Origin of the sequence: Marinobacter sp. 2_MG-2023 (genome assembly GCF_030546935.1) — a bacterium.
Lineage (GTDB): Bacteria > Pseudomonadota > Gammaproteobacteria > Pseudomonadales > Oleiphilaceae > Marinobacter.
Genome location: NZ_JAUOPH010000003.1, coordinates 112,669 through 124,795, shown reverse-complemented (window position 1 = coordinate 124,795; position 12,127 = coordinate 112,669). Strand labels below are relative to the sequence as shown.

At 47.1% G+C, this 12,127-nt stretch carries 8 protein-coding genes; all 8 read right to left on the bottom strand.

Going from position 1 to position 12,127, the window contains the following annotated elements:
* Positions 1–18: 18 nt before the first annotated feature.
* On the bottom strand, positions 19–957 hold the full coding sequence (locus tag Q4501_RS07905; RefSeq protein ID WP_303595664.1) for a hypothetical protein: 939 nt from the start codon (positions 955–957) through the stop codon (positions 19–21).
* 417 nt (positions 958–1,374) lie between these two features.
* Complete coding sequence (locus Q4501_RS07900) at positions 1,375–2,013, bottom strand: hypothetical protein (protein ID WP_303595662.1); 639 nt, start codon at positions 2,011–2,013, stop codon at positions 1,375–1,377.
* 77 nt (positions 2,014–2,090) lie between these two features.
* Positions 2,091–4,178 (bottom strand): hypothetical protein, encoded by a 2,088-nt coding sequence (locus Q4501_RS07895; RefSeq protein ID WP_303595661.1) that lies wholly within the window; start codon positions 4,176–4,178, stop codon positions 2,091–2,093.
* A gap of 652 nt (positions 4,179–4,830) precedes the next feature.
* Positions 4,831–6,726 carry a UvrD-helicase domain-containing protein gene (locus Q4501_RS07890; RefSeq protein ID WP_368497341.1) on the bottom strand — a complete coding sequence of 632 codons (1,896 nt, stop codon included), beginning with the start codon at positions 6,724–6,726 and terminating at the stop codon, positions 4,831–4,833.
* 11 nt (positions 6,727–6,737) lie between these two features.
* Positions 6,738–8,729 (bottom strand): ATP-dependent endonuclease, encoded by a 1,992-nt coding sequence (locus Q4501_RS07885; protein WP_303595659.1) that lies wholly within the window; start codon positions 8,727–8,729, stop codon positions 6,738–6,740.
* A gap of 333 nt (positions 8,730–9,062) precedes the next feature.
* Positions 9,063–9,458: a group I intron-associated PD-(D/E)XK endonuclease gene (locus Q4501_RS07880; protein WP_303595658.1), complete on the bottom strand. Its 396-nt coding sequence runs from the start codon at positions 9,456–9,458 to the stop codon at positions 9,063–9,065.
* A gap of 365 nt (positions 9,459–9,823) precedes the next feature.
* Positions 9,824–10,366: an HNH endonuclease family protein gene (locus tag Q4501_RS07875; protein ID WP_303595657.1), complete on the bottom strand. Its 543-nt coding sequence runs from the start codon at positions 10,364–10,366 to the stop codon at positions 9,824–9,826.
* Between the two features lie 617 nt (positions 10,367–10,983).
* Positions 10,984–11,874 (bottom strand): WYL domain-containing protein, encoded by an 891-nt coding sequence (locus tag Q4501_RS07870; protein WP_303595656.1) that lies wholly within the window; start codon positions 11,872–11,874, stop codon positions 10,984–10,986.
* Positions 11,875–12,127: the final 253 nt, after the last annotated feature.

Below are 12,127 nucleotides of genomic sequence, written 5' to 3'. Positions count from 1 at the left end.
AACGAGCTATCGAGCAAATCAAAGATTACGGGCATTAACCTGATCTCGATGGATTCGGTACATGACACCAGAGCAAAGTTCACAAAAGCATTGTTGAGCATTTAGAAAAACCTGATGGTTACAACGTCGACAATAAAACAGATATTCACCCCGGTCGTTTCGATACATTCCTGAACCTACTGATTTCCGTACCGAAGGAATTACTTGAGATGGTTGATGGTTCTGTTTTTGGACCTGGAACTGTGGTGAATCTTCCCGATAGCTGGATTTCTCCACGTCACGATCGTGTGACTCAAGATAGTGAGCCATCCTTGGGTGATAGAGCCATCTTTTACAGTCCAACTCTTTCGCCATGGATTTCGCGAGAACGACTTTGAGAGGTGTCTCTGAATGCTGAAATTGCGACCTAGCACTAGAGATATCAATGGCAAGAACAACCACCTTATGATCGTGACAATTCCAGTCTGAAAAATCCGGCACACCTTGTTTTTCAGGGTGTACCAGCTTTATGCCAACTTGCACGCCTTTAAATTCACCCGTTACATCGAAAGTTTCACCCAGTTGGTTTCTGTTTACGTGAATGTTTTCCAATGTAATGGTACAGGCCTGAGAACATACGTAATCAGGATCGTGAACAGATGACCAAGGGCTTGGCGGGGGATAAACGTAATCTGGCATAGCCACATCAAATGACTCGGACTCGGAGAATATCTGCCGAGCCATCGCAGCAACTGACACCCAATACGAAAACGTGCACTCCTCATAGACTTTTTTGTCTTGTCCACGAGTATTGTGTGCAAAGTGGTCAACACGCCCAACCATACAGTGTCTGGCAATAAGAGGAAGATCACAACCAGGGCACTTACAACCACATCGCGCCCCACTGGGCACCTCCCTTACGTCCACAAATCGGTCAGATTCAATGTGGTATCCAAAAGGGATTTTGGTATCAGCCACGCCCAATCTCCAATTCGAGTGACTATAAGTTTAGATAGCTAATCGAATGGGGAGGTGAGTGTCAACAAGGTGTCGACCCATTGATGGGTTCATGTGGTGCTGCGAAGACCTGCCACAGGGCTCCCACAACCCTTTAGGCCCTTAGTTCGAGTCCAGGTGGGCCTAACATTCGATACAGTAACCTCAACCTCGCCAGCGATATTGATACCATAACTTGGCCGTTTTGGCCGCTAAGCTTACATAGGCAAGCATGAATGAGCGCTTCCCATGCTTAGTAAAAGCTGAGGTCGCAAGGCGAACATCCATAAATTTGCGACAACGCTTGCGGCATGTCCACCAAAGGAAAGGATCCGAAGGTGCGGTGTAGTGAGCGTCGCCGTATCTACACTTGTATTCGCTTTTAAGGTCAATTGTTTGTCAATCGATTCTGCGTTGGACCGAAAATATCGAGTTCGCATCGCTGAAAATATATTCATCAAGAGAATTTTTGGTGCCAGAAAGCAGAATTGCTCCCTTAATTTGCTTTCCATATCTTCTAGCGAGGTATGCGGTCAGCTTCTCTTGAAGCCATCCATCAAAGGCAGGCATCGAATCATCAGCTTTCTGAATTTCCATACAGAGGGCGGGCCAATCTACGCCTGTAATTTTAATAATTTCAATATCTTCCTCCAAAATGCAGCAAAACAAAGCCCGGAACAAATCATTTCGCCAAGAAATAGTTCCATCTTCGTTAAATTTTCTAAGGTCTCGTCCAAACGCATAGTCCACCGCGTAACAAAGATTGGAGGTAAACATTGCATTAGGCCTAAGGCCCAAAATCTCCTCTTTAGAACGCGCTCCGTGGTATAGAGATTCACCTTTTTTTAGCGTAATCGTCGGAAACTTAGAAAGTTCTCTATCAGCTATTGCGAGGGCAGCATTATTCATAATTCCTGAACCGTATAATTCTCGTGGAGCATTGAAGCCATGACCTTTTGGCATTGCGGCGCATCGGATCGCCGGTGCAGGTAAACCCGACACCAGCCACTGGCCAAGTCTTGTCAGTTCGAATTCCAAAATTCAGCTCGAAACCCAGACTTATCTCAGCATTCTGAACTCGTGACTCGCGTATCGAGATTCCAAGCCATCTGTGCTTATTCATCATCCAAGTTAAGTTCTTGAGAGTTATCAGAGAAATAAATTTCTTCGGCATTCGCATTGATTCTGAAGACCCTGCGCCCGTTCTCGTTTTCACCTCTCTGAAGTAAGTGCCGCTCTTCTAGAGTCGCGCCTCTTTTCCCCACAAGCTGATAAGAACAATCCATTTCTTGGGCTATCTCCTTTGCGAACATATCCCTTCTTTCGTCTGAAAGAATTTTAAGTATTCCTAAGTCGTTTCGGGGAAGAAGGTTTTCCTCGTCTACATTTTTAATTAGTTCTTCGTACTTTCTTGAAAGATTAATTATTCTACACTGTCCCTTTTTGCACTCTGGGCACAGCATGTTAAAAACCTTGATATTTGCAAGCATGTCGAGTCCATGCTTAGCATGACATGTGTCACAAACAATTTCCTGATTAAATTCAATATATTTCTTTATTATTGGATTGTAGTCGAAAATTCTTTCGACATAATACAGGCGATGCTCTCTCTTATCGTTCGGTCTACCATAAGAAATCGACTGTTGTTGGCACAGACCGTAATTCAATGCGTATATTGATACGTCTTGGCCGTCACGGTCCTTCATTTCGTAATATTTGGTTAAAAAGAAATTAAGTTCAAGCGAAGATAGCACAGAATCGTAGTCTCTTGAGATGTTAAAGTGACTTGTCGGTGGTCTACCTTTTAGCTCCCTGATTAATTTTGATCCATCATAATTCCTGAGTTCTTTGGCTCGTTTTACAATCTGCTCAAATAGCTCTTTCAGACTAAATATAGACGACCGCTCCTCGAAGGTTTCATGTAAAAATTTGTTGAGACTAAAATACTGAGCGATTTTGTCTTCATAGTATTTTCGAGCGGCGCTAGCAATTGTTGTTCGCTTAATTGTATCACCATAAATGACCGACGCCTCATAGGCGTAGTATAGAATATATCCAGCAATCCTTGGATTCGCAGAGCATGCATGGAAAATGGTTCTCCAGATTTCATCATTATCTACATCAATAAGATCATGCCAAGATTTTCCACAATAAAAATCCAGTCTTTTCTCTATCAAACGTTTAGTAAAGTTTATAGATTTCTCTTCCATCGAGCTTACGTCACTTCGTCCAAATGCTCTGTGTATATCTAGATATAACTCGTCTACTTTGGAGCGGTCTATATTCCCGGTGTAGATTCTTCCTGGATATACCGCTACCTTCAATTTAATAAACTCATCTGACCAGTTATTAAATGGTGCCAAAAGAGTATCTACAACCTCTTCCATCTCTGACTTTGGAAGCTCTGAGAAATCGTCGATGAAAATATAGATGTGTTTTATTTTTAGTTTCTTAAGTATTCCCTGGAGATTTTTTATTAATTCTCTGATCCCGAAGAGTCTGATGTATACTTCGGAAAAGTTTTCGCTATGTTTTTCTTGTGCCTCTAGGAGCAGGCTTACCAAAACTTCCATACTTACATTCTGGCTGGATGCGCCTGATTTAAGTTGAGCTTCCAACTTCTCTAAACCCTGAGTTTCAGACTCTTTGTTTGTCTCTTTGATAGCCGTTGCGTTTATGAATTTATCTTCTTCAATTGATCTTATGAAATCATCAAGCTCTCCAAATACCTTCTCTTTTTTTCCTGAAAATTTATCTTTGAAGCTTTCCCATGCGCTACTTTTAATTCTCAGCTCGATCTGGTTTTTTAGCTCCTGCGTTATATCTCGGAGAAATGTTTTAAATACATTTATTTTTCTGAGAGTATCGATGGATAAGCTTTTTCCGGAAAATTTATTTGAGAAGTTTGCGATATCGGATGTAGAGGATTCATACAAAGACTTGATATCAATATAGGCCCATGTCACGTCTTTTTTTTTGTCCAGCTCTCGCTGGGCCCTCTGAAAAATTGTCGACTTTCCAGTGCCTTTACGGCCAACTAGGAAAGTTGTATTCGGCTTGATTATTGTCTTTAAAAGGTGCTCATTTGGGAATAGGTCGACGTATAGATCTTCAATTAAATTATTTCCCTGTTCATCGCTCAGCTCAGAACGCCTGAATAATTTCAAAGTGTCTATAGCTTTTTCAAAGTTCTCTATTGTCATGACCAGCCCCTAGGAATTCGTACTTAGAAAAATCCGATATTAATTATATGCTCAGAAAATCGTTTCTTGATATTTCGTGAAGTAGATAGTCTTTTTAACATGTCTGATAGTAAACGACCATAGTCGACTTTGACCCATACAGGACCACAGTTAACCATATCCGAAATTTAAAGTCTTTGAACGACTGGACGTAAACACCGAGGAAACGGAAAGGTTCTAAAGGTCAGGAAGGCGTTCGACCCCGTTGTTGCGGACACCTCTAAAAAATGGGATTCGACGGGCCTCCACCGGAAGCTCCGGTTTGGCCCTGCTTATGCTGGCGCTGGAGCACCTACCCAGCTCCCAAATAGCACTGTTGTTGATAAAAATAAAAAAGTGAAGGACTTAGTCGCATTTGCATGGAACGCAGGAAGATGAAGTAAGCTCTCTTGGCCAAAAATCGGGCCTTTGGACAACTCTAAACGTTCGCTTTTGTTTAGCTGAGTTCAGAGGATGCCCTGGTCGCAAAGCGGACATTCCGAATGGGCGATCCCAGCCCACCACCGCGTATAGCCCAAACAAATTGAGTTGACACGATCTACACGCAGAAGCGCTTGCAAAGAAAAAAACAATAATGAAAAAAGATTTGTATTCGGCCATATTGTCTTTTTGATCAAGCAACGTTGGTCGATTGGACTCCTGCTTTTGTCAGGAGTGCATAGAGAGCGGCAATCCCGGTTCTTGTGCCACGCTGTGCGCAATATGTGAAAACGACCCGTTGTTTTGCCCGTGTGAACGCAACAAAGAACCCCGCTGTTGCCTCCACCTGATCTTTCGAGAAACTCCACCAAGCGCCATCATCCAACCCGATGAAAATTACACTGTGGTATTCAAGTCCCTTGCTTTTATGGATCGTCATAAGAGGTACCGTATGTGTGCCCTCATACGCATCGAGTGCAGAGCGCCAGTGGTCCTCAGCGCAAGAAGATGCAAACAGATGCTCAACGGTTGAATCCAAAATATTGCTCAGCCAATCACCCTGACCATATGCGGGGTAAGCTGCGACTAGTCTCCTCCGTCCAATAAAATCTACAATAGTGTCCACGACCGATCGTGCAGAATCCCTGGATTTCGGCGGGATGGGGTGGACTGACCGAAGTTTTCGCACGAAGGAGTCCAGTGTTTGAGCAAGCTTGGTTCGTGCTAGGTCATCCTCATAAGAAACCCCATGCAGTATGCTTAGCAACTCTTGGCATTCTGTCCAAAATCGACCGCTCCGACTCAACATGGCCAATCGTAAAAACTTAATAACCAACTCTGAGGCTGGTTCAACTAGCAAATCCTGGAGCATTACTGTTCCAACAAAGCCTGCTTCATTGCGCAGAGGTATCCCTGCTGCTGTGAAGGAAGGACCCAGCACATCCGCGTATTCGCTAGCCTTCTGACGCACCAGCAGAACAAAGTCGCGTGGATTGAGTGAGTGAGCACTCATCTCAGATTTTACAAAGTTGGATAAGCTCGCAGCTTCCATCTGCGGAGTGGAAAAATCCCAAATCACGCAACTTTCACCGGCAATTGTTCCTGCGCTTTTAGAAACGGGGGTCACAGCTCCGGCGTCCAAGGATTGCGCCAAGATGTGTTGAATACGAACAAGTTCTGGCGACGATCGATAGTTGTTGTACAGAGGCGTTCGGGTTGCTTGAAAGTCCCGTTCGAAGGCTGCAAAGGGATCGTCCATTGCCATCGCCCAGCGCATGATCTGCTGTTTATTGTCGCCGACCGCAGTGATCACACTATCAGTCCCAAGAAAGATAGTACGGACCAGGTCATATTGAACCTGGGTGGTGTCCTGAAATTCATCCATGAAAAGATGTGAATAGGTCAGTCGAAGAGCATCACGGATCATCGGGTTCACCCGTAACAGAAGCTCCGCCAACCTCCCGATCATAGGGAAGGACAGAAGAGTTGTTCGACCCTCGTGCAGCGACACTTGCCAAAAACGATCGGCAGCCCACTCGGTATGGGTCGGCTGAGTCCACCCATTTACTGGGAGTGGCGAGCCTACTACATGGCGACGCTCAAAGCTTTTAACCGGTATGGCCCTTATATCATCATGCGAGCCTACAGAAGCTGGAGGAGGCCCGGCCCCTCGAGTCAAAAACTCACGGTATTCTCGGTCTTTTGGAAAAGTGATTTCATAATCCGGATTTGGTCGCCACCTCTCTGGCAATGCTTGTCCAAATCGATCAATAAGCCCTTTTGCAAAAGCGTCGAAAGTCATCGAGTCAAAACGCTTTGCGTGATCCCGATGGCAGCGTCGTTGAATCCTCTCGGCTAGATTTTTGGCAGAATCGCGCTTGAAGCTAATTGCGAGAATACGTCTGGGCGCCGGCGAGGTATCTGTTTGCAGGAGATATGCAGCACGCTGCGCAAGCAGTTCAGTTTTGCCTGCACCTGGGCCTGCGATGACAGACCGATTATCTGTGGAGAATACGGTCTGCATTCCATTTGCTTCAAGCTCGTTCACACCCACCGGCTTCCAGTCTTCCGGATGGATTCGTCGTGACATAATTGTCATTCCTAGTCCTTCCTTAGGCACCTGGAAATATGCGTGATGACCTCTTTAAGAGACATAGGCATTCCGTCTCTGAGCTCGCCTTTTTCAATATACGTCAGAGCTGCCAAATGAGTCGCCGGTTTACTATGGGTGAGGAAGTGATAGCGATAGGCCGGAAGAAGTTTGGGATAGTTTTTGAAGGGACCGCTATAGCTATTCAAGCCCGCGCCACCAGTACCGAGAACAACCTCTGCCGCTTTATCAGCGGACATCCTTGGGCCGCCGCCTTCAGGGATGATTGCTTCGTATGCATCAGGGAAGGACTTTAACATGGCCAGATCAAGATCAAGTGGCGCTGAAAAGTAAACACCATACGATTGAAGGCTGTCGACCCATGATTTCAGCGTCGAGTGATCCTCATCACCCGGCCAAGTGTGCATCTGCGCGAAAGCGTCGTCAGGCAACACTCCCCCCTTAATAGCGAGAAGTTCTTTCTTGGAATAACCTACGTCAATGAGGTTTTTTATAGCTGTCTTTACTCGACCAAAGGCGCCTCCATCTCGCCCCATGTCAAGATCTAGCAGAGTCGCATAAGGAATGCCGAGGCCAGATAACAAACGCCAGAAATGCTGTACGTGACGCCCACCCAACGGAACAATGGCCACGAAGGCTGGATCGATTAGAAGATCAAGCGCCTCTGCCAGAGGAGGTAAAACAATCCTCTCGGAATCACCTTCAACCAGAAGCACGAATCGTGCGAAATATAATTCAGGGTATGCAAGCATAGCTCCCCTAACGAACTTCGCGGCTTCACCCGCATCTTTGGGCATTGTCACTCCTCTGACTGAGGAAGTACGCGTTTTCGGATCGCAACGACAATACCGAACCTCATTGGGATCAACACGACTAAGAACTGCCGGAGAATGGCTCGTAATAATCGCCTGCGCCCCACTTTCATTTGTCAGCGAGCGAACCTGGCGGATGATGCGGGCGAGGAAATAAGGCGACAGATGGTTCTCTGGTTCTTCCTGGGCGAAAAGTGTCAAAGCTGGAATGTGAAGACTGCCTTGACGAAAACCCTCAACTTCGCCTGCAACAACCTTGCGTTCCAGATCGAAGACGGCCGCAGCAAGTGCAAAATAAAAGAGCGACTGCTGCCCATCACTCAAGTCGTCAAGGGAACGCTCTTTCCCTTCCGGTCCCCGTTCGAACACGACGGCAATTTTATTAACAACCTCTTCGAATCGGCGGCTTACTAGACTTAGACGGGGTTTGGTGTCGACCTCATCGTCATGCAACCCCAACCACCGGTGCTGTAACGCTTTGCCAATCGACGCAATTGCGGACTCATCCTCAAATGCAGACGCTAACTCCTCGGTTGCCTTTACAACAGCACCCTCCGTGCTTGAGGACCATTCAATCGCACGTAAAAGACGAGCTGCAAGCGCTCCAGTTGTGGCTTGGATCTGAGAAGATGCATCTCGGCTGGCCGGTGTGTAGTAAAGCTGAATCAATCCCCGGTCTGATGCCGAAACAGGATGGCAGTCTTCTTCGAGAGGCTCCTCATCCAATGTGTCAACCCAGAAAAGCTCCTGCGAAACCTCACCCTCAACTGTCCCATCATCTTCCCATCGCGCCTGAAGACGCATGCGACAAACAGGACAATCACCTTCACGGGCAATCTGCATGTGATTAAACGCAGGGGCTATTGTTTCAGCCCTTGCTGTGCCATCCGCCAACTCTGGAATTCCGATCAATACATCAATGAATAGGTCGCTGTTTTCCCGATTATCCGGGTCTTCCCCAACGCCAACGTGAAAGTCAGAGCGATGCAAGGTGCGCTGCGAGCGGGTCACACCGAACATCTTGGAGAGAGCATGCAAAAGTGCGGTTTTACCCGCCGCGTTGGGGCCGATGACGGCTGTTACATTTGAAGAGAACGATACTGTGGTCGGGGCTGGTCCAAAACAACGAAAGCCCGATATTCTCACGGATTCAATACGCACTTCACTCATTCCTTTGTCGTCGGTAAGTTCCTGAATTCTACAAGCTTGCCGCCTACACAGTTGATGAGTCAACGTCAAACCAATGGGTTGGAAGCAATATCATTTCCAACTCCCAATTTTCCAGTTAACTCAATGCTTCCATAGGTCTAGCTATGAAATATCAACCATGAAAACACGGACGGGTATTATTTTATCTGGAGCTTCAGCCGGATTGTTTTGAAAATGAGCGCTACTGAAACGGGGTCAGGTGAATAGCCCCCAGTATTCCAGACACTCACCAGACTCTCTCGCTTGTTCAACCATACCAACAAAGCCTTACTGTTCGCGGCAAACGGGTAAAGCTCACGCTTTATCGAACGCCTTTGAAAAGGGCTTCTGATGTTGATGGAAGCGCACATGGCCCGCAGAGCTGAGCCTGCGCCTAGCTTCTGAAAAGGCTGGAGTGATATAGCCCCAGTTGGCGGTGCGCGAGAAGTAGATAACATAGTCGATGTTGGCCTCTCGCCACTTATTCTCAACGAACACGTTATCATCGCCACTTTCTAGTGACTTCACTTGTATGCGGTAGTAGTGGTTGTCGTCTGCCACAACAAGATCGGTTTTCCGGTCATGGTCTGTGACTGGCATAAACACTTCCCAGCCATCAGCCGTAAACCAGCTAGCAGCTAGGTTTTCGTAAGAAATTTGCTTGTAGTGTTGGAATGCGGGGGCAGTACGCTGTGCGTTTTTAATGGGCATGGTGGCACCTATAAATTGATGCCGTATGTCGGGCTATGGCTCCCCGAATACGAACCGGATCACCCTGAAGGTTGATCCCCAATTTACAATCACCATGCAGCTATCACTGACATCTAGCGACAAAGGCTGCCAGCCTCGAAGAACCCCGGATGGGATCTCTTTCGTGAATGTCGCTATCAGACCCTATCAGGCCGTGATCAAGTTGAGTTCGAAATTTATCAGCGATAGGGCGTAGCGTCAATCCATGTGTCGGGCAAAATGTTGGTGGTCACAGCCATTATTGCATTGCTATAACGGACCTTGGGTGTCCATCCAACAAATTGACTGTCGCCAGGTCGAGGTAACCCCTCCAATCTAATAGGTAGTCAGCTTCGGCAGTCATTCAGAAACGCTCTTATCCAATCGTTTTCAGCCAGTCGCGGCTCGAGTTTGTAGATCTTCACTATCCGGTAAAAGCGAGCCACATAACCCCACTGCCCAGCAGGCGGTAACCATTCGTTAGGCCCTTTCGCTCCTTTGCTTCGATTCAAACTTGCCTCGACTGGCCAAAGATTCACTGGGTCATTCGCAAATCGTTCACGCTTTTCACGTGACCATTGCCCTGCCCCACGATCCCAAGACCAAGCTAACGGCACCACATGGTCGATATCAATGTCGGATGCGTTCTGGATAACCTGGTTTGTGAACGGGCTGATCCAACGGCTGGTAACAACACGACAGCGCTTGCCCGTCGCAAACCGCACCGGTGTAGTAGAGATCGCAATAAGGGCTTCAGCCCGACTGTCCTGGCAATCCCCGTCGGCATCATCCCAACCATGCCCGAAAGCAGAGCGATCGTAGTTTTGTGCCATTGCCAGAGTTTGTTGAGGCGGGATCAGTGTGGTTTTTCCCATTACGCCTTTAGGCAACTTGCCTCCGGCATCTAAGCAGTCATCCAGCGATTTATAAGCCCGATAGTTTTGTGTTCTTTCATACCAACTGCTCTGTGGAGGATGGCATAGGCCGCTGCTGGACATTTTCACTACGCCGGCAATCGCCGTTTGGCTGAGCAGTCCGAAAGCGCTTATAACCAAGAAGGGTACTATTCTGATACTGTGTTTCATTGGTCAATCTTGTCCGCGGGGGACTGTGTCTAAAGCCGCCCCAGAAAAGCCAGTAATGCCCGCTGCTTATACATCATTGCGGGGAGCCAGGCGGCCGAGAATTATATTGGACGGCCTACAGTGATCACAACTATTGGAGTCCGTGGCTGTCTTAGCGAGCGTTCGTTGCGTCGATGAATTCGAAGAATCAAGCTTACAACTCCGGAGTTACAGAGTGTGCAAAAGCTTACGTTGGCGCGAGATTTTGCTTACAGAAATATTGGCACGCAGCGTGTAATCTGTCGAAGAGTCGATTTGCATGGTCAATGTCGGCTCACCTCCGGCATGGATGCCCGGAAAGCGCGACACCTGCCGAGTGGTGTGACTGCCAAGGAGAGGCTTGTCTTCGTTTTCTGCACAATAGACCCAGATTATGCGCAGCGTCAGTCTGTATGTCCTGACTTCAGTTTAACTTCTGATTTCTGGATATAGCCGGGAGCTAGTACGGCACTTTCCACGTCGTAGAGTGCGAGCGGATTTCTCAAACAGAGCTGATACTGGCCGCCGCGCTTTGATTGCTCCGGAGAACAATCAACGTTCCATAGGCGAAGCCAGTAACCTGCATTCGCTGCCCGCACTTCCTTAATCATCATGCCGCTCTCCATGCCGTACTCAAATTCGATGGCCTTCGGGTTTTTTAGATTTTCAGAGCTTGGATGGGGCGCCAATTCCAGTTTAACAATACGCTTCCATTGATTGTCGGCGTCGACGGACTCAATTTGACTTATTGAATCGAGTATCACCGTCGCATTGGATATTCGTCCTAAAACAAAGTCCCAGAATATTTTTCGTGACCGGTCGAAGGCACGCACATGCCAGCGGATTCCGTTATCTACCAATGAATGGGGGACGATTTCGATGTTTTTGCAAGTGCCAGAGGCATGCATATACCGCACTCGTATTGCGTTTTTGTTGGCAATCGCACGAGTCACACAAGCTAAAACATCAACATTAGGCAAGGATAGTCTAGGAGCGCCATTCGCGAGACTCAGGCCTAATAACTCGCTGTATTTTGGACCCCGTAACTTCGATAAAACCGACTGAGCACGGTGTGTAAAGCACGGTTTGAACGAGTCGACGTCGATTTCCCACCGTTTGGTTACATTATTCAAATTCATGTTGCCAGGACAAGATGCGTTGTACTGGCGGAAATCTCTGGTAGCAGCCGCTTCACCTATTCCAAAAGCTTCCACCAAGTCTTGTCGAGAAATGGACCCGCGGAAAAGCAGGACGAATTCTATGTGTTCAAGTCGAGATTCGGCGGCATTAGACATCGGTGGCTCCAGTTTCTATTCTTCTCCTATTATAGAACATAAATGATCCGTTGACACGATCATTTTGATCGGGTATGTTCAGAAAGTACACTGAACCACGGTGTGCTTATGCAAACCAATATAAGAGGTAATTAGCAATGGCAACGAATAAACCGTATGGAGATAACCGACGACAAGGAGCAGTCCGAAGTCGTTCACAGTTTCAGATGCCTTCTGGAAATTGGGCGAAAAGGGATGCGGATACAGGGCAGAT

Bases quoted from the DNA above. Each gene is read 5' to 3' on its own strand.
- Q4501_RS07870 (WP_303595656.1), bottom strand. From the start codon at position 11,874: ATGTCTAATGCCGCCGAATCTCGACTTGAACACATAGAATTCGTCCTG.
- Q4501_RS07895 (WP_303595661.1), bottom strand. From the start codon at position 4,178: ATGACAATAGAGAACTTTGAAAAAGCTATAGACACTTTGAAATTATTC.
- Q4501_RS07885 (WP_303595659.1), bottom strand. From the start codon at position 8,729: ATGAGTGAAGTGCGTATTGAATCCGTGAGAATATCGGGCTTTCGTTGT.
- Q4501_RS07880 (WP_303595658.1), bottom strand. From the start codon at position 9,458: ATGCCCATTAAAAACGCACAGCGTACTGCCCCCGCATTCCAACACTAC.
- Q4501_RS07890 (WP_368497341.1), bottom strand. From the start codon at position 6,726: ATGTCACGACGAATCCATCCGGAAGACTGGAAGCCGGTGGGTGTGAAC.